At 39.2% G+C, this 24,847-nt stretch carries 24 protein-coding genes; 10 read left to right on the plus strand and 14 right to left on the minus strand.

Features of this window, described 5'->3' with window-relative positions; all coding sequences use genetic code 11:
- Window positions 1-5 precede the first annotated feature (5 nt).
- Window positions 6-2,024: a glycoside hydrolase family 43 protein gene (locus AAH582_RS12990; RefSeq protein ID WP_343317879.1), complete on the minus strand. Its 2,019-nt coding sequence runs from the start codon at window positions 2,022-2,024 to the stop codon at window positions 6-8.
- A 314-nt stretch (window positions 2,025-2,338) separates the two neighbouring features.
- On the opposite strand from AAH582_RS12990, the gene AAH582_RS12995 reads away from it, so the two are divergent.
- Both AAH582_RS12995 and AAH582_RS13000 read left to right on the plus strand, forming a co-directional pair.
- A complete protein-coding gene (locus AAH582_RS12995; protein ID WP_139144937.1) occupies window positions 2,339-2,713 on the plus strand; it encodes a hypothetical protein in 375 nt (124 codons plus the stop codon).
- Between the two features lie 104 nt (window positions 2,714-2,817).
- Window positions 2,818-3,066: a hypothetical protein gene (locus AAH582_RS13000; RefSeq protein ID WP_156167613.1), complete on the plus strand. Its 249-nt coding sequence runs from the start codon at window positions 2,818-2,820 to the stop codon at window positions 3,064-3,066.
- 58 nt (window positions 3,067-3,124) lie between these two features.
- On the opposite strand, the gene AAH582_RS13005 is transcribed toward AAH582_RS13000, so the two are convergent.
- Complete coding sequence (locus AAH582_RS13005; protein ID WP_046673510.1) at window positions 3,125-3,781, minus strand: response regulator transcription factor; 657 nt, start codon at window positions 3,779-3,781, stop codon at window positions 3,125-3,127.
- Window positions 3,782-3,791: 10 nt separating this feature from the next.
- On the minus strand, window positions 3,792-4,523 hold the full coding sequence (locus AAH582_RS13010) for a hypothetical protein (RefSeq protein WP_336828819.1): 732 nt from the start codon (window positions 4,521-4,523) through the stop codon (window positions 3,792-3,794).
- A 349-nt stretch (window positions 4,524-4,872) separates the two neighbouring features.
- Here AAH582_RS13010 and AAH582_RS13015 point away from each other — a divergent pair, with 349 nt between their 5' ends.
- From AAH582_RS13015 to AAH582_RS13025, 3 genes are all read left to right on the plus strand, one after another.
- Window positions 4,873-5,379 carry an RNA polymerase sigma factor gene (locus AAH582_RS13015; protein ID WP_046673512.1) on the plus strand — a complete coding sequence of 169 codons (507 nt, stop codon included), beginning with the start codon at window positions 4,873-4,875 and terminating at the stop codon, window positions 5,377-5,379.
- Between the two features lie 181 nt (window positions 5,380-5,560).
- Window positions 5,561-6,283 (plus strand): SIMPL domain-containing protein, encoded by a 723-nt coding sequence (locus tag AAH582_RS13020; RefSeq protein ID WP_112374075.1) that lies wholly within the window; start codon window positions 5,561-5,563, stop codon window positions 6,281-6,283.
- A gap of 362 nt (window positions 6,284-6,645) precedes the next feature.
- Window positions 6,646-7,980 (plus strand): GH1 family beta-glucosidase, encoded by a 1,335-nt coding sequence (locus tag AAH582_RS13025; protein WP_343317885.1) that lies wholly within the window; start codon window positions 6,646-6,648, stop codon window positions 7,978-7,980.
- 5 nt (window positions 7,981-7,985) lie between these two features.
- Here the strand turns inward: AAH582_RS13025 and AAH582_RS13030 are convergent, their stop codons facing one another.
- The gene (locus tag AAH582_RS13030) at window positions 7,986-8,864 is read right to left on the minus strand and encodes a hypothetical protein (protein ID WP_343317886.1); all 879 of its coding nucleotides are present in this window, start codon (window positions 8,862-8,864) and stop codon (window positions 7,986-7,988) included.
- A gap of 51 nt (window positions 8,865-8,915) precedes the next feature.
- Between AAH582_RS13030 and AAH582_RS13035 the strand changes: the two genes are divergently transcribed.
- Together AAH582_RS13035 and AAH582_RS24860 are read left to right on the plus strand one after the other, a co-directional pair.
- Window positions 8,916-9,431 carry a hypothetical protein gene (locus AAH582_RS13035; protein WP_046673516.1) on the plus strand — a complete coding sequence of 172 codons (516 nt, stop codon included), beginning with the start codon at window positions 8,916-8,918 and terminating at the stop codon, window positions 9,429-9,431.
- 56 nt (window positions 9,432-9,487) lie between these two features.
- On the plus strand, window positions 9,488-9,841 hold the full coding sequence (locus AAH582_RS24860) for a DUF2809 domain-containing protein (protein ID WP_430459046.1): 354 nt from the start codon (window positions 9,488-9,490) through the stop codon (window positions 9,839-9,841).
- Window positions 9,842-9,852: 11 nt separating this feature from the next.
- Here the strand turns inward: AAH582_RS24860 and AAH582_RS13040 are convergent, their stop codons facing one another.
- A complete protein-coding gene (locus AAH582_RS13040; RefSeq protein WP_197084010.1) occupies window positions 9,853-10,371 on the minus strand; it encodes a VOC family protein in 519 nt (172 codons plus the stop codon).
- Window positions 10,372-10,637: 266 nt separating this feature from the next.
- Between AAH582_RS13040 and AAH582_RS13045 the strand changes: the two genes are divergently transcribed.
- Window positions 10,638-11,663, plus strand: a complete 1,026-nt coding sequence (locus AAH582_RS13045; protein WP_046673517.1) for a threonine aldolase family protein — start codon at window positions 10,638-10,640, stop codon at window positions 11,661-11,663.
- Between the two features lie 93 nt (window positions 11,664-11,756).
- On the opposite strand, the gene AAH582_RS13050 is transcribed toward AAH582_RS13045, so the two are convergent.
- The 7 genes from AAH582_RS13050 to AAH582_RS13080 all read right to left on the minus strand — a co-directional run bounded on the left by AAH582_RS13050 (window position 11,757) and on the right by AAH582_RS13080 (window position 20,590).
- Complete coding sequence (locus AAH582_RS13050; RefSeq protein WP_046673518.1) at window positions 11,757-12,473, minus strand: MIP family channel protein; 717 nt, start codon at window positions 12,471-12,473, stop codon at window positions 11,757-11,759.
- Window positions 12,474-12,602: 129 nt separating this feature from the next.
- Complete coding sequence (locus AAH582_RS13055; protein ID WP_343317892.1) at window positions 12,603-14,819, minus strand: DUF4838 domain-containing protein; 2,217 nt, start codon at window positions 14,817-14,819, stop codon at window positions 12,603-12,605.
- Between the two features lies 1 nt (window position 14,820).
- A complete protein-coding gene (locus AAH582_RS13060; RefSeq protein WP_343317894.1) occupies window positions 14,821-16,353 on the minus strand; it encodes a YaiO family outer membrane beta-barrel protein in 1,533 nt (510 codons plus the stop codon).
- A 4-nt stretch (window positions 16,354-16,357) separates the two neighbouring features.
- Window positions 16,358-17,794 carry a glycosyltransferase family 2 protein gene (locus tag AAH582_RS13065; protein ID WP_046673521.1) on the minus strand — a complete coding sequence of 479 codons (1,437 nt, stop codon included), beginning with the start codon at window positions 17,792-17,794 and terminating at the stop codon, window positions 16,358-16,360.
- Between the two features lie 39 nt (window positions 17,795-17,833).
- Window positions 17,834-18,970: a HEAT repeat domain-containing protein gene (locus AAH582_RS13070; RefSeq protein ID WP_343317896.1), complete on the minus strand. Its 1,137-nt coding sequence runs from the start codon at window positions 18,968-18,970 to the stop codon at window positions 17,834-17,836.
- A complete protein-coding gene (locus AAH582_RS13075) occupies window positions 18,963-19,343 on the minus strand; it encodes a response regulator (RefSeq protein ID WP_046673523.1) in 381 nt (126 codons plus the stop codon). Before AAH582_RS13075 ends, AAH582_RS13070 begins: the two co-directional genes overlap by 8 nt.
- A 167-nt stretch (window positions 19,344-19,510) precedes the next feature.
- Window positions 19,511-20,590 (minus strand): NAD(P)H-dependent flavin oxidoreductase, encoded by a 1,080-nt coding sequence (locus tag AAH582_RS13080; protein ID WP_343317899.1) that lies wholly within the window; start codon window positions 20,588-20,590, stop codon window positions 19,511-19,513.
- Window positions 20,591-20,765: 175 nt separating this feature from the next.
- Here AAH582_RS13080 and AAH582_RS13085 point away from each other — a divergent pair, with 175 nt between their 5' ends.
- Complete coding sequence (locus AAH582_RS13085) at window positions 20,766-21,758, plus strand: 2-hydroxyacid dehydrogenase (protein ID WP_046673609.1); 993 nt, start codon at window positions 20,766-20,768, stop codon at window positions 21,756-21,758.
- A gap of 165 nt (window positions 21,759-21,923) precedes the next feature.
- Here AAH582_RS13085 and AAH582_RS13090 read toward each other — a convergent pair whose 3' ends face one another.
- Window positions 21,924-22,262, minus strand: coding sequence for a winged helix-turn-helix transcriptional regulator (locus tag AAH582_RS13090; RefSeq protein ID WP_046673525.1), 339 nt, complete (start codon window positions 22,260-22,262; stop codon window positions 21,924-21,926).
- A gap of 118 nt (window positions 22,263-22,380) precedes the next feature.
- Here AAH582_RS13090 and AAH582_RS13095 point away from each other — a divergent pair, with 118 nt between their 5' ends.
- On the plus strand, window positions 22,381-23,784 hold the full coding sequence (locus AAH582_RS13095; RefSeq protein WP_343317901.1) for an MFS transporter: 1,404 nt from the start codon (window positions 22,381-22,383) through the stop codon (window positions 23,782-23,784).
- A 58-nt stretch (window positions 23,785-23,842) separates the two neighbouring features.
- On the opposite strand, the gene AAH582_RS13100 is transcribed toward AAH582_RS13095, so the two are convergent.
- A complete protein-coding gene (locus AAH582_RS13100; RefSeq protein ID WP_343317902.1) occupies window positions 23,843-24,790 on the minus strand; it encodes a hypothetical protein in 948 nt (315 codons plus the stop codon).
- Window positions 24,791-24,847: the final 57 nt, after the last annotated feature.

The raw sequence follows: 24,847 nt of genomic DNA on the forward strand, positions 1-24,847 counted from the left end.
GTGGGTCAATCTGTAACGATATGCAATTGGCCATTTTCATTAAAGAAAACGTCGCTGATAAGCACCATGCGTTTATCACCCGTTTTTATAGTACGTCCGTGATACACACAGCGGAGCTTTCCTTCTCTATCGCTAAATAGGCTATTGTGTCCGGTACCCGAAATTACTCCCCCGCTATGGATATTTTTTTCAATGATTGGGTTAGCAGGTGACTTTTCATAGCTTCCCAATGGGGCAGTTGCCGTTCCATAGCCTACCGCATAATTGGCTCCAGCAAAATAGTTGGCGGAATACATCATATAATATTGTCCGTTTTTTTTCATTAGAAAAGAACCTTCTGTCCATCGTCTATTTATCTCACCCGAAGTGACTGACCTACTCTCCCATTCAGCCTGAGCGTCATTCATCGAAACTGGAGGTCGCATTAAAAGGACTGGGTCCCCGATCGTTTTAGTCATACTGCTGTCCAATTCAACACCATACACCCAGCTCTCTTCGATCCTGCTATAGCCATACTTCTGCTTCGCCCAATCCGCAACCTCCGACTCCACCGGATGCTCGTAGCAACAACGCGAATAAAACAGATAATTCCTATTGTCGGTATCTCTAAAAACGTTCGCATCAATAATTGGATATCCCGGATCAAAAATAGGTTTTCCAGTAAGGTCTTTGAATGGCCCTAAGGGACTATCCGCCACAGCTACCCCGATGCGATAGTTTTCAATATCTTGTTTTGGATTATCTTTCCAATGGGCGCTATAATACATATAGTATTTGTTATTGACCCGGTAAACTTCAGGCGCCCAAAAATCTTTTTCTCCCCAGCCATTAGGCTGGTTGGCATCATATACTTTCCTTTCCTTCGTCCATGTTTTCAGATCTTTGGAACTATAAGCAATAAAGCCGTTTTCAGTTCCACCTGTGCCATATAAATAATATCGATCGGTAGGCGGATCAAATACAATAAAGGGATCGCCAAAGGCTACATCCGTTTGATAGGATTTTCCATTCCGGGTCAATCCCTGATCTGTAGCCAGGAAGCGAAACTTTGCGGTATCAAACCGAGGAACCGGAATACCGTCACCAGTTGATGCAAAATTAAACGGTATGATAGCGGTTCTCCGAGGTGCCACTTTTTCATCTGAAAAGTGTGTGTGACAGACATAATACCATTGCTTTCCTTTTTTGAAAACGTCGCCATGTCCAGTTCCGGCAAAACCGCTATTTTTTCGGCTTAATGCCGGCTGACCTTCCAGTTTTTTCCAAGGCCCATAGACATTATCCGCGATTGCCACGCCGACAGCATAGTCTTTATTTCGAAAATCATTTGCCGAATAAAACATATAATAATACTGGCCTTGCTGGATAACAGTAGGACCTTCGGTAACCGTCCACTCTGCATTTGCTGTATTTTCCCAGGGTAATTCCGCATGGACACATTCTTTTAGCGTCTCTCCTTTTATTCCCGAATAATCGGACTTTAATTCGGCGACAAAAATTCTATTTCCTTGCGTTAATCTGACATGAAACAGGTATTTCCTCCCATTGCGATCGCTGAATACAAATGGATCTATCTGCTTTTGCCCGACTTCAAGTGGTGCTTTGGAAGTTTGCTTAAAAGGACCTACAGGGCTATCACTAACTGCAATTGCTATATGCTCATCTGCTGTATAAGCCATATAAAATTTACCCTTTTCAAACCATACCTGTGGCGCCCAAAATCCCGTCGATCCAAAAGCATCTCCTTTTAAAAGGGCAAAACCTGAAGTTGTGCCTGCCGGGACCTTCCAATGTTTCAAATCTGTAGATTGATACACTTTAAACCCCTGCTGTTGTTCAGAATCTCCATTCGTACCATACAGATAATAATATCCCCCGTAAAAGAATACGGTTGGATCAGCCTGAAAAATCCCGTCTATTGGAATATTCGCATTTCCTATCGATACTGCTGTGGTATGCTGTGCGATTGTCGTCTGAACAAAAGACAGAAAAAGGGCACTAATTAAGAGGTATATTTTGTTCATTGAATTGAATAGCTATTTGGTATACAGATATCTAAAATTCAATAATTAATCGCTCAATTGCCGGTAATATTGTATCAATTGAACATCATTTTGTATCATAAAACCATTTCTCTAACCAAGTTTAGTTAAATGCAACTGTTTCATTTAATTGACAAACCATTTACTTCTGAGACCCGTTCTATTTAAAATAATCAAATACTTAATTAAGAGCGTAGGTCATGATATGTAATAACATCTTTTTCTTTTCCTTAATAACCAGTCTGCTGTTGATATCGTGTAATCATCAAACTCCTCAGGAAAAAGCTTCCCGTCATATGGAGGAGGCCGAAAATAAAGCAGCGGCAGCCAGTGAACAGGCTATAGCGAGAGCTGAAGCTGCGGCAGCAAAGAATACCGAAGCAGTCATTTATGCAAATATAGCTGCTGCTAACGAGGCTGTTGCTGGGATTCCAGCTCCAGCGTTGTCCAATAAGGAAGCTGAAAGGATATACAACAAACTCGGCAAAATCATTGTCGATCGAATCAATGCAAAGACAGCAGTAGAAGCGATGGAGAAAGAACAAGCCATCGCTCGAATTAAAAAAGATGTTTTGGAAAATTTAAGGAATGGCAAAATTACCCAAGCTGATCATGACGGTATAATGGGCTATTTAGAAGATAGCATCAAAGCTGCCAAGTCAGTTATGTAAGGCGCAATCAGCGAGACAAAACGACAAACTTATGATAAATTCAATCGAACAATCGTGTATAGAAGCCTGTTGGCAATGTGTTACTGCTTGCCATACCTGTGCGAATGCTTGCACAAAAGAAAGTGACCTTCAAGCCATGGCAAAATGTATTGCATTGGATATGGAATGCGCAGTCGTTTGTAAAGCAGTGGCCGAACTTCTTGCTATGGAAAGTTACTATAGCCGACGACTTATCAAGACTTGCGCTGAATTATGTACACTCTGTGCAGAGGAGTGCTTTATGCATCCCCATGAACATTGCCAGCACTGTGCTAAATTATGTGAACTTTGCGCAATTGCGTGCAACAAACTAACTGCATAAAATATAGTGGTGTAGATTTCAAATTTCCTGATGGGGCCATCAGGAAATTTTTAATTCAAAATACCTCTTTCAAATGCAAATTTGACCAAATGAGCTGTATTTTTTACGCCCGCTTTATCGATTAAGTTTTGACGGTGTCCTTCAACTGTACGCTTGCTTAAAAATATCTTATCGGCAATTTCAATATTCGTGTATCCTTCTGCAATTAATTTGAGTACTTCAAGCTCTCTATCGGAGATATCAAAATCTGTCTGTAGCTCACCTGATACCTGTGCATAGCTTTGTCCAGAGCGAACTTGGTCCAATAGTATCATTGCGATTTCCTCGCTCATGTATCGTCCCCCATTTGCGATATGATTTAATCCAAAAAGCAATTCGTTATAGCCAACGTTTTTAACCAAATATCCGGCAAGACCAGATTCAAATGCTTCAACAACGTAATTGATCTGATTCAACATGGACAGTATTACTACTTTAATGGACGGATACTGTTTTTTTAATTCATGTAATAGTTCAATACCGTCCATTTCCTCCATGCTGATGTCTGTTAAGACGATATCAGGAACAGGATTAGAATTTAAGAACTGAAGAGCCTCCTTTCCATTCGACGCCTCTCCAACAACTTCAAATCCATCTTGCGATTCTAATAGTAATTTTATTCCGTTACGTACAACCATGTGGTCTTCAACCAATAGGATTTTTATCATTATTCTTTTTTTAAATAGTTAATTTAAGTAAAATACCTGTATCCGGCGTATGATTCATAATCCGTGCATTATAGAGTTCAGCAATCTTCATCAAACGCATTGGACTATGTTCATGTTTTATTGTTGACAGCGATCTCCCCTGGCTAAAAAAAGGTGACACTTTAACTAAAATCTCAAATTCAATCACCTGTACCGAAACTGAAATAGCCTGTGAAGGAATCTCATCATTTAAATACTGGAATATAGCAGTAAGTAACTTAAACAGCTGAACTTGTGCCTCATGATGCAATTCTCTTAAATGCGGATCTAGCAAGGTGTCAATTGTAAAACCCGATCGTTTTCTATAACTCGCCACAGCCTCATCAACTGCATGAAAAATGCCAAGATCATTCAGTATCGGATTGTAGAGCAATACAGCTTTATTACGAATCTCCATAACCAACGTGCTTAATGAATCACGTAAGCAACGTAATTCTTCAAAATCACCATAGCGATTTGTAAAATTCTGAAGAGATATACGCATTCCGTAAAGTTCCTGAGCCAATTCATCGCGGAAATACCGTCCTATTTTTCCAATATCATCTTGTTGATTCCTAATAATCGATTTATAAAAATCTTCTTGACTACCATCCCATACCTGCTTTAATTCCGAAGGCTCTTTGAGGTTCTCCAACCGTCCCACAGGCTCTTCTGATAGATCAAAATATAGTTTTTTGTTTTCGTCCCCCATATTGTTTTTCATTACATGTCATAACTAATAACCATTTAAAGGTATCAACAGTTTTAAATATTCACATCTATTTAGCCATTAAAAATGTACCAATTAAAACACTACGTATAAATACGTGCGACAAAAAGAAAAAAGGGGGAAATGAAACAGGAAAACACTTGTTATTAATGCAGAATAACGCTTAGCATCAGCCTGATAGCTGAATAGTTATTCTACATAAAACATTGACTAACTGATTGTTAAAATAAAACAAGTAATAAATTAGCTTGATCCATTCAGCGTCAACGCATTTCCTCTTAATTATTTTCTAGCACCTTAATTGTAGTGATATAGGCAAGATAGACACTTAAAACTTGATAATATGGAAAATTTAACAATCGATCAACTGTTTAAGGAAAAAAGACCTACATTAAAATATTTGGCAGCGCAATTTACAAACGATCCGGATGAACGAGAGGATCTGGTTCAGGAGACCATGGTAAGGTCATTGGGATCTATTGAAAAATTCCTGAAACATCCAAAGTTGATGTCCTGGCTCTATATCATCATGAAAAATACATATATTAACCAATATACTCGAAATAAAAGATTGGAGAATTACCGCAATGAATATGTAAGTATAGGTTATCATAATGAAATAACAACCAATCGCGGTGAAAATAATTTTATAGCCTCTGATATACAACACGCACTCAATAGTTTATCAAAAGATTACTATAACGCCTTTGCAATGTTTTTGGAAGGATTTAAATATTATGAAATTGCAGAGCATCTGCAAATCCCAGAGGGTACGGTCAAAACACGTATACATATGGCCAGGAAAGCACTGCAAAAACAGCTAAAGATTTATTCAAAAAGTATCGATTAAAAAATGGTCGCTTTTCAAGATAAAAAAGCAGGTAATTAGCCTGCTTTTTTATCTTATTTCCCATTACTTAGACCTTCCTATGCTTCAACTGCATTTTACCCTAGCGGATATCCTAGTTATTCATTATATTTAGATATTTAGGGAACAACTTATTGATTTAATAGATTGAACATCAAAAAGTATGAAAAAACAGTTAATCACTTTATTTTTTATATGCTTGAGTGGCATTATGGTCGTATTGTCCTGTGATCGGGCAGCAAAAGAAGGTGAAAATAGAATTCGTGTCAGTGGTGAAGGAAAGATTAGGATAATGCCCGATCAAGTCACGTTGACAATCAATACGGCATTCACAAAACCGAGGATGGTAGACGCGGTTAGAGAGACTCAAGCAACTGTCGATACGGTCATTGCATTGCTCCAAAAATACGGCAATAAAAAGGAAGACATTAAAACAAGCAGCGTATCAGCAAATAAGGATTATCAATACATCGGAAATACCAATAAATTTATTGGGTATCAAGCACAACAAACAATCGATTTTGTTTTACATGATTTATCGAAATTTACAGAATTAACAGGCAAGTTGTTAGAGACCAAAATAAGCGGAATAGGCTCCATCTCATTCGATCATTCCAAAGCAGACAGTATTTTAAGAGAAGCGGATCTTATTGCTTATGATGATGCATTAAAATCTGCAAAAAAACTTGCATCTCGGGCTGATGTCGAAATTGGCAAACTGCTTTTTTTGTCGAACGATGGAAGCGCATCCAACCAATCGACGCAGTTTAGAACAGGGATGGCGTTGGAAACATTCAACAAGGGTTACGGCGGCGAAGGATTTAAAGTAGCCCCCGAAGTTTTAGAATTTAAAAGGACAATATATACGGAATTTGAAATTAGATAGCTCAAAAATTGGGATTAAGAATCTACGCCACCTAGACATTCCGGTAAGATCGTACTTACAAATAAAACTTGCTTAGAATTAGCATACGGCTAAGCATAATACCATGATTCATCCCGGTGTTTTTTCGTATATTTAACATATAGTTTATATACAGTTCATTTGCGTTTCGTTACTTTATCATACAATAGTTCAATGTAATCAACGGAGTAATGTATCTATTATGAAAACGATAAACTATTTTTTCCAGCGAATTATATTTAGGATCTTTCTAGGTCGATTCAGTTCATTCTATTCACCCTTGAGATTCCACAAGACCTAATTGTTTTTAAACGGCATTGAGGTCCGATAATTTTATTTTATAAATGCTTTTAACCAAAGATGCTTTTGGCAAAGATTTTATTTGGGGAGTGTCTACAGCTGCCTATCAGATCGAGGGTGCGCATGATTTACATGGCAAAGGTCCTTCTATTTGGGATATCTTTGTACAAAAAAGGAACCGTATATTTCAAAATCAACATGGTAATGAGGCTTGCGATTTTTACAATCGCTACGTCCAGGATCTCCATCTAATGAAAGGAATGCATATTCCTAATTATAGATTCTCCTTATCATGGAGCCGTATTTTCCCGGGTGGAATCGGTGAAGTAAATCAATCAGGTTTGGATTTTTATGATCGATTGATCGACCTATCGCTCGAACTAGGGATCACCCCTTGGGTTACCTTATACCATTGGGATCTTCCCCATGCATTAGAAAAAAAAGGTGGCTGGGTGAACCGTGATGTAAAAGATTGGTTTGGCGAATTTGTTTCCAAATGTGTGCATACCTACGGTGATCGTGTTAAAAACTGGATGGTTCTCAATGAGCCTACCGTATTCACTGCCGCAGGTTATTTCTTTGGCGTGCATGCACCGGAACGAAAAGGTCTGGGTAATTTTTTGGCCGCCGCGCATCATGCGGCATTGGCACAAGCACAGGGAGGTCGAATCATCAAATCGATCCAGCCCGACAGTCAGGTTGGAACTACATTTTCATGTTCTCATGTCGAACCATTCACATCGAGAGACAAGGACATTAAAGCAGCAAAAAAAGCAGATGTATTACTCAATCGTCTGTTTATAGAACCTCTCTTAGGAATGGGCTATCCTACTCAGGAGATTAAAATACTGAATAGAATTGAAAAGTATATTAAATTGAATGATGAAAGAGACCTGAAATTTGATATGGATTTCATTGGGATACAGAATTATACGCGGGAGGTTATACGATACGCCATGTTCGTTCCTTATCTCCAAGCAAAAATAGTATCCGCAAAAGAGCGTAAAGTTGATTTAACTGAAATGAATTGGGAGGTTTACCCAGCGTCCATCTATCATATGCTCAAAAAATTCAGTACCTACCAAAACATGCCGCCTTTAATTGTTACCGAAAACGGCGCCGCGTTTCCCGATAAAGCCGAGAATAGTATAGTACATGATCCTAAAAGAGTTTCCTATTTACAGGAAGCATTGCAACAAGTTTATCGTGCGAAACAGGAAGGTGTAAATGTCAAGGGCTATTTTGTATGGACTTTTCTTGACAACTTCGAATGGGCTGAAGGATATCGGCCAAGATTTGGACTGGTGTATGTTGATTTCAAAAATCAACAACGTATTATCAAATCCTCTGGGCATTGGTATGCAGACTTCTTAAAATAAAAAAATTACTTTTTCTCACCATGATGATAAACCAAATTCGTAATCTTTAATAAAATTACCGCTAGAAGTATTGCCCCAATAATGATACATACGCTGATTAATGAATTTCGCCCGTTATCAGCAAAAATATAGATTGCGCATACCGCCAACAGACAGGGCAAAGCAAAAACAATCAGCTTGATCCAATAGACACGATCCTCTTCCTGGAGGATCCTTTCGGTGGTTACCGCATGAATAAGATCGGCCTTATTTTTTCTAAAATACGTAAGAATGAGCTCTATCTCTTCCTGTCGAAGTTCGCGGGGGCGGACGATCTGTTCTTTTAATACGATAAGTAGATTTTTGCGATCGCGTTGTATAGAGCGAATATCTGCCATTTGAAATCGCTTTTTATAGCCCAAGGGATTTATTGCATAGCCCTTATAATCGCTGTTTTCGGGACATAGACAAGAGAACTCAATGGCATTTAAAGAGAAGATAATATCAGTGTGATCTTGACCAATCTCTCTAAATTTTGATATGGCAAGTTTAACGGTTGCAAATAATGCACACTGAAGCACAAACAGACCAAAAGACAGATGAAAAATCCAGGACAAAAGCAATGCAACAGCAATAAATCCAAAAATAAACCAGCTCATATTAGACAAAATGTCAACCTTACGTCGTATGATTAACACAAAAATTGTACACATTAAAGCTGGGATACTTGCTTTCCAATCCCAAAATATACTGACAACACCCAGCATTGAGCATAGCATATACATCAGCAGTTGAAAATAATCTGATTTCCGTTGGAAGTTGGTTCTCTTAATTTCAATGCTGTTTTCCACTACCTGCTCGAACAAAATGAAAAAATGTTTAACATAATATCTCTCTGATTGCATAAATATAAATATCTTTAATTAATATAGATGTAAAAAATCAAAGCGTATCGTATGAAGACTTTTCAATTTAAATCACATCAGGTTAAAAAGGGCTTAATCTTTGGATTAATTTATTTAGTTGTTGTATTTATACTATGTTATATGATCTTCGGTGGTATAAATGGGATGGCCGATGCGGCAAATAATTTTGGTTCGGCGAAGGGCTTGGGGATATTGGTTGCGGTTGTTATCATTGGTCCACTCGTCGTCATCTTGCAATTGATCAATCCCAAGATTGAAGTACAAGTTGACAACACGAACTTATCCATCAGGCAGCCGAAAAAAGAGGATAGGATTATTCCACTGAAAGAGATCCACATCATGGAAATAAACCATGCTTTGGTCAACCAGCTTCAGCTGTTCGATCAAAACAGACAGCTACTCGCTACAATACACCCCCAAAACGACGCAAATGTCATTTTCTCTATCGCTAGTACAATAGCACAACAGGATAGATTTGTGAAGACAAAAGGAAACAAAAAGATTTTTGGAAATCCTGTTGAAACAATTTCCTATTCCAGACAATAAATTTGGTATCGGTATACGAAATGAAAAGCGCGGCAAAAATTCAGTATTTGGTCCTAATGGTGACAACTGTAGTCTTGGGTTTAATCTCACGTAAAATATCTGTCATACCGCCTATATGTGGCGATGTGCTTTATGCTATGATGGTGTATTGGTTATCACGCTTAATATTTATTAAAAAATCACTGTTCTCCTACTGTATCATTACCATTCTATTCTGTTTTACCATTGAATTTTTACAACTTGTCCAATTACCATTACTTTTATGGATAAGGAGCAATTCACTTTTGCGTCTCGTATTTGGACAAGGATTTCTCTGGTCAGATTTAGGGGCTTATTGCTTGGGAGCGCTTGGAGCTGCATTTCTTGATTATCTTAAAGATCATTTGCTAAAAACAGACCCTGCGTTGTGAACTGAATAGACCTACTTTGTCGTTTTGGCCCCCATATCGATGCCCATCTTTTCATAAGCAAGATCATTCGGCTGCCAAAGCTCTATTTTATTTCCTTCAATATCCATGATATGAACAAATTTGCCATAGTCAAAGGACTCGATCTTGTCAAGTACCGTAACTCCCTCCTTCTTCAATTGATCGATTAGGAGTTCAATATCGGCAACCCGATAATTGATCATAAAGTCTTTTTCCGAGGGGCCAAAATAGCTTGTACTCTCTTTAAAAGGGCTCCATTGCGTAAATCCTTTTTTCGTACTATCAGCACCCTGATACCACTCAAACACAGCGCCGTAAGAATTTGTTGCCAGTCCCAGATGATCGGCATACCAGGCTCTTAATTTTTTAGGATCTTTGCACTTGAAGAAAATTCCGCCTATACCAGTTACTCTTTTTAACTCGACAGGTCGGTTCAAATGGCTCATGGTATTAAAGGCGTACCCCATTCCAAATGCCAGCGAAATACTCGCAACAAATACGACTCTTTTCATAATTTGATAAGGATAAATATTTATTTCTACCTCCTCTCCCAAATTTAATCATAAGTTTTGAAAAAACATTTACAGTGCAAAACAACATATTCTTTTCTTATACGCTCAGAATGTTATATTCATAGCTTTTATCCCATTTTTTTCCTGCTCAGATTGTTAAAAAACGATATTGTATTTATACATTTGACTCGGTCAAGATTCATTTATCATCCTGGTAATGCGTTTGACGTACTTAGTAAAGAGCATCTGAAGTAAAAAACAGCATTATGTATAATTTTAAAAACGATTATTCCGAAGGGGCGCACCCCCGCATTTTAGATAAACTTATCGAAACAAATCTGATACAACAAGCCGGCTATGGCGAAGATGAATATGCTAAAGCAGCAAAAAGCATTTTGAAGAAAAAGATAGCGAACGAGCAAGCTGTTGTTTACTTTTTATCTGGCGGAACACAGACAAATCTACTTGTGCTATCCTTTCTCTTACGTATCCATGAAGCCGTAATTAGCGCAAAAACTGGGCACATATCGGCCAATGAAACTGGCGCTATCGAAGCAACTGGACACAAAGTCATTACTGTCGAAACACTTGATGGAAAACTAACGCCGAATGATATTACAAAAACGTTAAAGGAACATGCACTGGCGCCACATGTCGTAAAGCCAAGAATAGTGTATATTTCCAATTCGACTGAAATTGGCACGATCTATACGCTGACAGAATTGGAAGCACTTTATGTATGTTGTCAAGAACATCATCTTTTACTTTATCTGGATGGAGCTCGGTTGGGGCATGCTTTGATGGCTGAAAACAATGATCTAACACTGAAAGACATTGGAAATTATGCTGACGTATTCTATATTGGTGGGACGAAAAACGGTGCGCTTTTAGGTGAAGCCGTAGTGTTTAATAAACCCGAATTGGCACTGGATTTTGACTATGCAATCAAGCAGAAGGGCGCTTTGCTTGCCAAGGGCCGGGTTTTATCCATTCAGTTTCTCGAGCTCTTTAAAGATGATTTATATTTTGAACTAGCGCAAAAAGCAAATTCCTACGCTATGCGGATCGCTCAGGTGATCAAAGAAAAAGGCCATTCATTTTTGACAGACTCAACCACTAATCAAATTTTCCCGATTTTACCCAAATCTGTCATAGAGACATTGAGTCAGAAATACCAGTTTTATATTTGGAAGGAAATAGATAATGATTATGCTGCTATTCGCCTGATTACCTCCTGGGCCACCGACGAGGAACAGGTTGCAAGTTTTATGGAGGCCATATTGAAATCTTAGTGATCCTGCCTCTAGGCTTATCAATCACTCCTAAATGAAAGCGTCCAATAGGTATGTTGTACCCATTGGACGCATCCGATAAAATGAAAAAAATTAGTCTTTAGGTTCCAACGCTTTCCAAACAACTGCTGCAACTGCAGCACCCACGAGCGGCGCAACGATAAATAACCATAGCTGAGACAAAGCTTGCCCCCCCGCTAAAATGGCAGGACCAAATGAACGTGCTGGGTTAACGGATGTACCCGTTACAGGGATAGCAACGAGGTGGATTAATAGCAGTGTAAAACCGATTGCAAGTCCAGCCATTGTACTGTTACCTACTTTAGAGGTTGTCGCTAATATCACAAATAGAAAAAGAAACGTTAACACTGCTTCAATCAGAAAGGCAGAAGCAGTACCATACTCGTTTTGATAACCCTTTCCCCATCCGTTGGAGCCATAGGCCCATTCACCTGCAGTAAAGCCGGCCAGCTGTCCACTCAAAATCTGCTGAAGAACAAATGCTCCCAAAAGTGCGCCAATAAATTGAGCAATGATATACACAATTGCATCCTTGGCAGACATTTTACCCGCCAATAATACACCAACCGTAACGGCAGGATTGATATGACAACCTGAGATTCCTCCGATCGCATAAGCAAAAACCACGACCGAAAGGCCGAAGGCGACTGCAATACCCAACAGCCCAAGGCCAGAAAGTCCAGCTGTGGTATTGGCCCCTGCAATAGCGGCAGCTCCACAACCAAAAAGTACCAAACCAAATGTTCCAATTAGTTCGGCAACAAATTTTGAAGATGTTTTAATTTCCATATGAATCTGTTTATAACTTAGTTAACTCTAATTTAATCATTTTCCGTATTAAATTAAAGCACTAAAAAATTTATTGTAGAACAATATCCACACACCATTAAAATCACTTCTATAGATACATCTTCAACATCAGTTTATCCATATTTCATCACAGGCTATAAGCGCGTTCCGTTTCGGATGATACCTCCATTCAGGTAATTTTGCTAAGGGTTCAGCATAGACTCGGATGACCTTAACACGGTCGTTTATCAAAGCTCGATAGCGAACCTTCTCCACTGTAAAATCTTCCTCCTGGGATTCAAGTTTCCTCAGCAGCACATCTTGAAAATCTTCTCCATTTTGGGATACCGAAATGCGGACTTCCTTTGGTGAAAATATCCAATGTCGGGCATCCTTTAGAAAATTAAGCTCTATCGTATCGATGTGTTTTTCCTGTTCAAAATCAAACGTAATATCCATCGGCTCCCCATTCCATAGCAACCAGTTGTAGCTATAATCCATGTATCCTGGGACACTATCGGAGAGGGTTTCCAGACCATTGGCAGGGAAGGAAGGATCGAATGGATTTTTCAGTTTTATACTTGCTTGTGAAGCTTTGTTCGTTCTGACTCCAGCATTGAATATTTCGCTCCATTCTTTTGCATAAGCATCAGGTGACGCCCCCCCTTCGGCAAGTTCTATTACCCCTAGCCTTTTGGCGTCTTTAATAAATTGAGTCACTTTACGGCTTACATTAGGCCTCACAACCCAATGTTCGCCGTCTTGCTCAAAGATACCATGCTGATGAGGACCATAGAACCGTGCTTGTTGCAAGTAGGTGTAATCCAAGCCTAAACCGACACGTCTAATACGCGATTCTAATAAAGGATTTCCTTCACTTGCAATTTCAGCTTTTTCTAACAATGTACTGTATTGATCCATAACTTCGGGACTCAAAAAATCCTTTCTATTATCAATTGGATTTCCATAAATCGACAAAGCGGAGGAAGCTCCAGGCAAGTGATTTCTTCGCAGATCGAGATATTTTTTAATAAATGGCGCTGCCTTACCATAATATCCCTCAATAAATTCATCTGTCAATTGCTCTTCTGAACGACCATCTGTATCCCAGGCAAGGTTAGCCAAAATATAAGCATTTAACTCCGCCATATCACTATAGGTCGCTCCGCCACCTTGTAAGAATACCCCTTCTACCCCTTGTCCTTTCAAATACTGCATGCTTTTCTGCATCGTTCCTTGAATGGGGAATGGGGCAAGATAATTGGTAAACTGAGTCAAATAATCCCATACAAACACATGCTTCGCTTTCGATTTCCAAGCGCCCAATTGTCTACGGAAAGTTGCTGCAGAATATTCACTACTGATATCATTTTTCCGAAAAGCATCGATATTACTTAATATAACCGAAACATTATCTGCGACGCGAAGATGCGCTGGAGCATTAGCCGATTCGAGATACGCCAGTGTCGTAAATTTCTTGTCTGGAAATTTTCCCGCCACCCTATTCACAAAGTGAATCAAGGAGCCCTGTGCTCCTCCTTCGCGCTTATCAATGGCTTGGCAAAGATCGCAAGTACAGCTTCCAATGTCGTCATTGGCTGCTATGGACCAATAGATAGCCGTTGGATTTTCAAGCATCCTTTTCTTAAAGTAAGCGACTGTATGATTAAAAACTTCTTCATTGGAAAGACAGAGCTGAATCGGTTGACGCTTCCCATCATACAGCGCGTAATATTCCGGATGATCTTTAAAGTAAATCGATGGTGGCAATATTTTACTGAAGGTATGGCCCCAGTCACCCCATCTATCTTCCAAATTATGTAGGCCATACCAGTCCATGTACTCCTGATCCAATTCCACAGGGAAATAAACTTCTCTAAACTGAAAATTAGGCTTTGAAAAGATTTTTAAATCGGCATCCACATATAACGCAGTACACTTTGGAACATCGGTATTTTCTTTACCTGTATACCACTTTCGCCCACCAATAACATCCCTGACATAACGGTACGCCGCAAATAATACGCCTTTACCACTTCCCTTGATGTAAATATTTTTTCCGACAGCTTCAATCGAATAACTGTCTTCAGGAGAAGCATTCGTTATTGGGCTTCTTTCCAAAATAATGGCATGTGTACCATCAACTTTAGATTGTATTGCAAAATCTACACCTGTGCTTTCTTTTGTAAAAGTGCTTATCACCGTAGCAGCTTTTTGCACAACAGGATCATTTGCATCCGCCTGAATGACATAATCCGTTTTCCCGTTCTCCACCAATACCAATCTTTCCTTACCCTGAACTATCGTTACCAAAGACAATAGACCTAACATAAACTTCCACATCATATTAAAAATATCTCCTTAATGATAGATTTAGATCATACTGGTTCATAAATCTATTTTCAGCAACTTTGTAATAGCTCCATCCGCCCATGAGCGTAAAACCCCAAGCATCTATGCGATGTTGCCAGCCTGCATTAATTGATCGGGATAAAAAATTGAAACGGTTGTTTAGGAATTGATAACGCGATGGATCATCTGGCGAAGTCCCTACATTACCGATTAGTGTGACATAGGAATCCCGTTTTTCACTGTTATAATAATGTCGGATCGCGAGGGAGTAGGCTTGGTTCCATCGCTGTTCATCACGTAACAAAAATCCCCTTAAATAGACAAAAGTTGGCCCAAAATATCGGCCTGCAGAAGCGACAAGCCCGTAATTATTTGTATTGTCATTTGCACGAACATACCTTCCTCCGAAATCGAAGAGCCACAATCCCGCTTCCCGATATAGGCTATAAGATGCGCGCCATGTTGGAAAAACACTACCATCAGCCCAAGCTATCTGATGATAGGCATATATATTTTTACTGTAGTTAAGCCAAGCATCCAAACCGACCTGATAACCTTTCTCACCACGTCTATTCCCGTAATTAAACTGTCCGATAAGCGTATTTTTCTCCCCTAATCTTTGGCCATATTCCAGACCTGAAATAAAGAAATGTCCATTTGGCCGATCTTGCGAACTTTGCATATGATTTGCTCCAATATAAAACTTATAAGGCATATTCTCGCGGTAAACTTTGGTCAAATGCTGATATTGTAAATTTTCTGGCATCTTCGTTACCAGCTGATTCATATAACCCAATGCCGTTGAATAGTCTTTGTTTAGTGCGGCAATGTTTGCTAATTGTTCGGTAACAAAAATCGAACTGTCACCTCTGCTCCATAAAGTTTCGAAATCAGTCTTCGCTTTCCCATATTCTCTATTCGTCATAAAAGCACTTGATCGCAGGTATAAGAAACGATTGTCTGCAGGATCAGCGTGTTGTATACTGTCCGAATAAGCCAATGCTTGAAATACATCTCCCTTTTCGACGAAATTCCGTCCCCTTTTATACCAGATATCGATGCACGCATCACGGTCACGTGTTAACTTCCGATGTTCAAATTCGCTATACAACCTGATGATTTCAGCGTCCATCGGAAACCGTTTACGTGCGGATTGCCAGGTAATCGTTGCTTTTTCAGGCTGATTAGAAGACTCATATAGTGCAGCTAATGAAAGATACGCATCTCTGTAGCTGGGCTCGCTCGAAACCACTGCTTCAAAATAGGGAATCGCCCAGTCGGCTCGCCCCATCTTCTGATAGCTCAATCCCAAGATATACCTAAAATCCGTGTATTTAGGATATTTTGATAATACGGTTTGGCTCAATGCAATGGATTCCCCCACTCTTCCTGCTCGCAGGTAGCCAGCGGCTTTTGGAACCAAGCTGTCAACGTCGTATGTTTTATTTTGCCAGTTAACCTGCGCATGTACAACTTGCGACAAAAATAGCAAACAAAAAATTAGCGCAGATAGGATTAATTTTTTCATTTTTCTACTTTTTAATGTGATCAGAGGGCAAAGGAGTTAAGGTGCCTTTTCGCGTCATTTCCCCCCAGGCATGCTTTTTCCCAAAAAGTTCTTGGACATAGCCCTTAATCGAGCTATAAACGATAATGGGATGATATACAAATGGTTCTATAAATGCGGTGAGGCATAACCTTATAATATCTTTTCGCCGTTTGTAATATTTATAGACATAATTGTCCAGTAAAATGGAAAAACTTGTCAGAAAGACCGAAAACATATAGACGAAGATCAATAAAAGAATAGCCATTGGCCAATTAATGCCATGTGTTAGGATGAGGTAGATATAAAAGAAAATACCTAAAATCTCCATAATAGGGGCAAAAAATTCGAAAATGGCATTGTATGGAAAAACGATGAGTCCAAACCTTTTGTACTTTGGATTAAAAAAGGCCTTACGATGTGTGCGCATAATTTGCATCAAACCCCGCGCCCAGCGTACACGTTGACGCGTTAACATCTTGAGGCTGTCAGGCCCCTCAGTCCAACAGAGCGTCTGCGGAATATACTTGACCTCGTATTTTTGGTTATTGTCACACATGGTCATACACATTCTGGTTACCATCTCCATATCCTCGCCCAAGGAATTAGAATCATATCCGCCCGCAGCAATGAGAATCTCTTTATCAAACAATCCCAATCCCCCAGAAACATTGGGAATACAGTTAAGGTAATTCCAGCCCATTTTACCCAACAGGTATGATCGAATGTATTCCATTTCCTGAAAACGGGCCAATATGGGTTTGGGTAATGCAGCTTCCACCAACATACCGGAATCCACATAACTGGAGTTTGACATCCGTAGTGTTGCGCCCACAGCGATTACACGTTCCTTCGAATCCAGTACAGCTTCGATTAATTGAACCAGGGTGTCATTGGCGAGCACACAATCCACATCGGTATTTAAAATATAAGGAAAGGAAGCTACATTAATTCCAGCATTTACCGCATCGGCCTTACTGCCCCCGTTTATTTTATCAACGATCGTTAGTCGTTTATGAGAGATGTCCCTGGATTTGTAGATTGCTTTAATCTCCTTACATGGCACCAAATAGTCAACCAAAAAGTCTACCTGGACCAGATCAAACTCTTTAATGAGCTTCTCCAATGTATCATCTTTACTGCCATCATTCACAATAACGACCTCGTATCTGGAGTAAAACAGTGTCATCAGCGAACGTACATTGTTCACGATTGTAACCGATTCATTATATGCTGGTGCGACAATACTTACCCCGGGAGCAATTTCAGACTCCATTAATGTCTGCACACGTCGGGAATTTCTCTTCCGAAGATTCTTCCGGATCGATATGGATGACATCCGAAACAACATGACGTATACAATCAACAGCAAGAGACAATAAAATCCGAAAACAAATTCTATTGAAAATATAAAATGTTTCATATGCAATACTTTTGTGTTATGGAAACAATACCTAGCAATCTATATATAGTGAACCATAGGGTGACTAACATAACGTATAAGCTTATAATCGTCCAAATTTTCAGCAGTTTCAATTTTACGTAAACTTGATGCACTGTAAGGCTTTTGCGCGAGCAGGGAACGATAAGCGTGTTTTCGTAGTGCCAATACTGTACTTTTATCGTTGAAGATGTTCTCTAAAAGTTCGATCGATTTTCCTTGACCAAGACGCCCCAATGCTTTTACAATCTCTATCTTGACATTTAAGGGCTGCTCGATGGTGTAAAAATCCACTAACCGACTTTCGCTATCTCTCGCCAGGAGTTTGCCCAATGAGTTGATCGCTTTGTGTAGCGTTTTAGCATCCTGAGCTGAAACGATGAGCTGCCATAATTTTTCTTCATCTAATTGCTGGTAATAGACCATGAGGTCCATCATAAGGCTATTGATTGAAAAAGATTGAGCGCCGTCCAGCCATTGAGAGAACACGTAAGATCCCACATAGTCGGTTGAGACAATTGTTTGATAGATATCAAGTGCATCCAGGTCAGTAATTCCTGCAATACCAGAAAAAACCTGATCGAAGGATATTTCACCCCGCACCTGCAAAAGATATTTAAAGGCCGCTACCCGAATTTCAATGCGTGGGCTACTCATCAGCTGCGTCAAAACCGCATCCTGGATCTCGACCTTCATCAATGCTAAATCGGCCAAAGATCTTACTGTGGCTGCCACATGGTGGCTCTCGTGTCTTATTTCGTATTGCGCTTCTCTATCGAAGCCCAATTCATTAAATAAACTCCGCATATTTTTTCCTTTCTCTCCACCGATAGTAAAAATATATTCATGCAATATTTGACGGACCACTTTCTGAATGATCGGCTTATGAAGATCCAACGCTAGTTTATCCACCGGATAATGGCTATTCCTATTATCAATCAAAATGTGTTCATAGATAAAATCTCGCAATACAGGATATATTTTAGCATGATATAGGCGGTACCGATAGTCGCGATAATAAAAGATAGCAATACCGACAAGACAGCTTACCCAAAATAGAAAGCTCAACACAAGCGCTATCGTAACCAAAATAGGCCAACCCTCACCCTCAAAAAAGGATCGGATGCTATGAATCGTATGTTCTATTTTACTAAGCATGACCTATTCTTAATCGTACACGGGATATCAGTTCAGACGGCGAAATAGGTTTTTTGATATAATCGTTGGCTCCTACTTCGAAACCTTCAACAATGCTGTTGTCATCTCGATAGCCTGAAATAATAATAACGGGCACCTGATTATTCGTACTGCTTTTCCGAATGCGATCGATTATTTCGTAGCCATTAGCAAAGGGTAATGCCAGGTCTGTTATGACCAAATCAATGGTTTCATCCGAAACCAGCGAAAGGGCTTCTTTACCGGACTTTGCCAGTAAGAGGTCATACCCCTCTCTTACAAGAACAAACTGCATTGTGCTCAATAGAATTTCATTATCTTCGATAACAAGAATTCTCTTTTTTTCGTTCTCCATAGCGGTAGATTTTTAGTTTTTCACAGTGAGACAAAGTTTCGAAAAAAAAAGAAAATGTCTTGTAGATTAACAACTACAGGTCTATTTAAATAATTTAAACGCAGGTTTTAAAGATTGTTATCCCTTAAAATGACAATGTATTGACATAGCTTATTTCGTGTTTATTGTTAAACAACTAAACTAGTATGTAAAATTTCAACTTCTTTGATCAAGGAACGTATAATATCTGCAGTAGAAAGTTCACTGTAAGAATGCATCGATTGTCCGGTCCAAATGTTGACAAAATCAGCATTTCTATTTATCCTTGCTACTCTTCTTAATTCGCCTGTGAGTTTATTTTGATAAGGATAGGGCAAAATCTTTTGAGCGGCGTCTAAAGCTTCAATGAATTTATTTTTTATACCTCTGGCGTAGCGCCCTGAAAAGCTCCTCGTTAATACGATCTCTGATTCCTTAACGCTTGAAAGACGCGCTTTTTCAAAGTCCAGGAGCGCGCTCTCCTTAGATTTGAGTAATAAACTACCCACCTGGAAGCCACTGGCACCTAAGAGCTTTGCAGCATGCAACGTACTAGCATTGTATAAACCACCGGCATAAATAAGGGGAACATAGACATGCTCTTTTACCTGCGGTAGAAGTGAAAGTCCGCCAATCGCCGGTATTGGAGTCTCGTCAAAACTTCCGCGATGTCCTCCTGCTTCTAGTCCCTGTACACAGATGATGTCAATGCCAGATTCTTCCAAAGCGATTGCTTCTGCCACCGAGGTGCATGTACCAATAAGAGTAACATCATTGTCTTTCAATCGTTTTATACTTTCTGTATCCAAATTTCCAAACGTAAAACTCACAACTTTACACCGATGGGTGATGATTACGTCAATCTGTTCCCTGTAATCGGTCAAATGGATACTATCAAGCTCGGGTAAGGTTACTTTCAAGTCGTGCTGCGCGGCTAATTGCTCCACGAAAGTTTTTGTTTCACTATACTGTTTCCTTAAATCGACTGAAACCTTGGGAATATTATTGACAAAAATATTGACCGCGAAAGGCCGCTTTAGATTTTCGGCAGTCAAACGAATAAGTTCGCTGCAACGTTCTGGCGGCAGATCACCCAAAGATAACGAACCGAGCGCTCCAGCACGCGAGGCTGCAATGACCATTTCTGGTGTCGTAACACCAAACATTGGAGCTTGGATAATCGGATATTCAATACCTATTGATTTTGTGAGTTGATTTGACCACTGCATATCGGGACAATTTAATAGTCTTAAAATTTGTATAACGATCGATGTAATGCGTCTAATTTAGCTTATTTTTTGTTAAATGATGTGATAACTATTGGGAAACATCCTACAACGGAAGTTCCAAATAAGCTATTTATACTGTATATTTATGGTATTCTATTACGTAACAAACAATTTTATGAAAATTGCCTTCTTTTCGACTAAACCCTACGACAAATTATTCTTTGAACAGGAAAACAGCGCTTACGGATTTCAGTTTAATTTTTTTGAAACGCATTTAGGTCCACATATTGTCAATGCTATTGAAGATGAGAAAGTGGTCTGCGCATTTGTCAATGATAAACTAAACCGACAAGTGATTGAAGTACTTGCTCAAAAAGGTGTCGAACTGATTGCATTACGCTGTGCTGGTTTTAACAATGTTGACCTGGAGGCGGCAAAGGAGTTTGGCATTCAGGTATGTCGGGTCCCGGCTTATTCCCCAGAAGCAGTTGCAGAGCATACAATGGCAATGTTATTGACATTGAATCGTAAAACCCATAAAGCCTATAACCGCGTAAGGGAGCAAAATTTTGCACTGAATGGCCTTTTAGGATTTAATCTTCATCAGAAAAAAATTGGCGTTATTGGAACGGGGAAAATTGGAAAGGCCTTTATCAAAATTGCATTGGGATTTGGGGCAGAAATAATTGCCTATGACTTATATCCCGATCAGCAGCTTACAACACAGGGTGTCAATTACAAATCATTGGATGAGCTCTTCAAAGAATCAGATATCATTTCACTTCATTGTCCCCTAACCTCCGAGAACCACTACCTCATCAATAGCGAGTCATTGGGGAAAATGAAAGATGGCGTTACTATTATTAATACAAGCAGAGGCAATCTGATCAACACCCAAGATGTCATTAAAGCACTCAAAGAACGAAAAATTGGTTTACTGGGTATTGATGTCTATGAACAGGAGGAAAAGTTGTTTTTTAAAGACTTATCGACAACAATTATTGAAGATGAAACAATACAATTATTGATGAGTTATCCGAATGTCTTAGTGACGGCACACCAAGCTTTTTTCACCACAGAAGCATTAACCGAAATTTCGCAAAGAACACTAAGGAGCATCTCAGACCTATCAACCAAAGGAATCACTGACGCCGAGGTCATGCTTTAACAAGACTTCCCATCAAATTTATTTTGAGGTACCGCTATTAGCAATGTTGTGGCTAAATGCACCTTTTAAAGAAACAGAATGGATGCAAACTGTTGTATCATCGGTACAATTGTCTCATTAGGCGTCAGCAAAAATGAGTAGCGAAAGGGAATATAAACTAAATGCCTATCCCCTTTCGCGTTTGTAATCAGACCACCACTCATCAAGTCTTTCAATGACCGGCAGTAAAGTTTTACCTAATTCGCTAAGTTTATACTCCACACGTGGTGGAGATTCAGCATAAATCTGTCTACATAAAATACCATCACGTTCGAGCTCACGGAGTTGAACGGTCAAGGTCGTTTGCGCCAGATCTTCCATTTCCCGCCGTAGTTCTCCAAATCTTTTGGGGCATTGTTTGGCAACAGCCTTAATGAGCAAAACTTTCCATTTTCCGCCAATTATCTTAAAAATTCCGTTGACATCACAACAGGCTCCAAAATTTTCACTTTTTTTTTCCTTCATAATCTCCTCATACTGACCATTAGTTCATAAAAACATACCAAGTACATCATTTATAACTACTTGATTGCAAAAAATATCCAAACTATTTTTAATCGTAAAATTATTAAAAACTTTCTATATGCGCTTTCAAATTAAGGATCTACTTCATATTTTCCTCCTTTCAACGGGTATATTTCTTTTCGTCATCGATCTTTTTATCATTAATGTTTCTCTTCCCACGGTTCAACATGCGCTACATCTACGCAATAGTGATACGCAATGGATCATAATACTATATATCATTGGTTACACAAGTCTTCTAATCAATGCAGGGAATGCCGGAAATCATTATGGAAAGAAGAAATTATATTTAATTGGCATGGCTGGTTTTACAGTAGCCTCTCTTTTATGTGGCTTAGCCGATAATCTTTACATTTTATTGGCCGGAAGATTGATCCAAGGGATTAGTTCTGGATTGATGGTTCCACAGGGTATCGCATTGATCACCTTACGTTTTGAAAATCCCGAGAAGAGATCAATGGCATTGGGTATTTATGGGAGTATAGCAGGCATCGCTTCTGTCATCGGTCAATTATTGGGAGGAATACTTCCCGACCAGACCTGGATAAATGAAAGCTGGCGTCTTATCTTTTTAATTAATGTTCCCATTGGGGTGGTCGCCTGCTTTGCTGTCTATCGTTATACAGCTAACGATCAAGTCTACGTTAAATCCGCTGTTTCTTTTAAACCAATGGTAACATTATTTACGCTTTTAATGGGAATAATTTTTCCATTAATCATGGGGCCTGACTTGAAATGGCCAATATGGTCACTGCTGGTCCTGGGAACAACGCTTGTTTTTGTCCTGCTATTTCTAAAAAAACAGCGTAAATTAGAAAAGATGGGCTATCCTAGCGTACTCAATTTCGCCTTATTCAATAATCGGGTTTTCAATTTGGGTCTGCTGGCCGCATTAGCCTACTATATGGTACAGGACGCTTATTTTATCATAAATTCCAATTACCTTCAAAATCAAAAGAATTATACAGCAACAATGACCGGAATTGCCTTTGTTTATCAAGGTATAGGTTATGTATTGGCAAGCATTATGGTCAGCAAGTTGATACAGCGTCATGGAAAAATTGTGGTGCTTTATGGATTAGGCATCATGATTTTGGGATTGATTGCACATCTTTTCATTTTTAATACGATGCTTTTAAATAGCTACCAAGTACATACCCTGTTCTTTTTTTACGGCATTGGTTGCGGTAGTGTACTACCTGCATTAATGACTCTTGCCTTAAAAGACCTCAATGAAAAATTAATTTCCGTCGGATCTGCCATCTATCTTACGATACAACAATTATCAATATGCCTGGGAATAACATTTATCGTCGGTGTATTTCTACATCAAAAAGAAAATAAATTTTTCATTTGGCAGCATATTTCATCAGCTTATGGCTACTCGATCGCACTATCGGTCATATTGCTCTTATTTGTCCTAGGTTTTATAGCTTATTTACCTTCACAAAAGGTAAAATAGCAGGTAATTTGTATAGGGTTTAGCTGATTTATCCTATTTTATATAAGGGTTAAGGCCGCTAATTTGCTGCCTTATATTTGTGTACTAAAGCATAATCATAGGGTATGCGCATACTCAAGGGACCAGCTTCCCACAAATCTGAATCAGGGGACAAGTAAAAGTCATAAGCATTACGCAGGAAATTTTCCCCATCGGGTGCTTCTTGCCATTTTTTCTGCGCTCTATTATAAAGTAGTATCATGCAACTCACGCAAGTTCCCTTATCTTTCATGGCCAGGTTTTTATAACACTTCCCTATTTTTACACTTAATTTTTGTTGAATAATAAGGTCCGTCAACCGTCCTTTGGTAAGGTGAATTAAAGCAAGCTGTGCATCTTCATCCGTTGGCGAATGTTTTGCGGGGTTCAATCGGTCGAACTGAGCCTGATATATTCGTGCTATTTCGGCCTGCCTCACATCCATTGGTAAGAGATTTGTATCAACGGGATGGAGGTCTTCAACATCGTCCACCTGGGTGGCTCCAACACTTAAGGCGATATTTTGTTTGGATGTGTCAGCATCTGCAGCAGCTGAGCTTTCATTTTTATCGAATAACTGCGTAAGTTCTGAAATATGATGTCCTATTTGATTAAAACCAACAACGTAATTTAAGATAACAAAAGCAAATAGTGCAAGGACAGAAAAAATAAAAAGTGCCTTCCAAATACTGGTCCGGCTATGCTCATTTGTTTCCACTTCCAAAAATGTAGATCTTTTGTGATCTGCTCTGTCAGCATCGTCACGATGTTCAATCCGGTCATAATCGCCTAAAAATAAGTCTTTACCATCAAAAAGATCAATATGATCTTCTTGAAACATTTGCACTATATCCCGGGCAGCTTTATACTTTACATTTGCCGCTGTGGCAACCAGATCAATTGCGGCATTGACATCGCCCTGTTTAATTAATTCACGAATAGTTGCTTTATCAATTTCGATTGTATTTACGAGAATATTTTTAGTCATACCGTTTAATTTCTATGGATTGCTTCGCTATCGATTAGCACTGAATCATTTTAGATC

Origin of the sequence: Sphingobacterium multivorum, from assembly GCF_039511225.1 — a bacterium.
In the GTDB taxonomy this organism is placed as follows: Bacteria; Bacteroidota; Bacteroidia; order Sphingobacteriales; family Sphingobacteriaceae; genus Sphingobacterium.